Origin of the sequence: Pseudoalteromonas sp. SIMBA_162 (assembly GCF_046535955.1) — a bacterium.
GTDB classification, from domain to species: Bacteria; Pseudomonadota; Gammaproteobacteria; order Enterobacterales; family Alteromonadaceae; genus Pseudoalteromonas; species Pseudoalteromonas marina.
Window position 1 is genome coordinate 1 of sequence record NZ_JAWJBQ010001298.1, and the last position, 232, is coordinate 232.

Annotated in this window: 1 protein-coding gene; it reads right to left on the minus strand. The window is 65.9% G+C overall.

Features of this window, described 5'->3' with window-relative positions; all coding sequences use genetic code 11:
* Positions 1 to 232 (minus strand): gamma carbonic anhydrase family protein (locus R0J88_RS23840; RefSeq protein WP_410901434.1); only part of this gene is annotated, 232 nt, incomplete at both ends.

Below are 232 nucleotides of genomic sequence, written 5' to 3' on the forward strand. Positions count from 1 at the left end.
GTCCTTGATCGGGCGCAGTGCCTTGGCCGGGTTGCCGGCATACACATGCCCGCCCTCGAGGCGCTTGCCCGGCGGCACCAGCGCACCCGCCGCGATGATGACTTCATCTTCCACCACCACGCCGTCCATCACGATGGCGCCCATGCCGACCAGCACGCGGTCGTGAATGGTGCAGCCATGCAACACGGCCTTGTGACCGATGGTGACGTCATCGCCGATTTCCAGCGGGTAG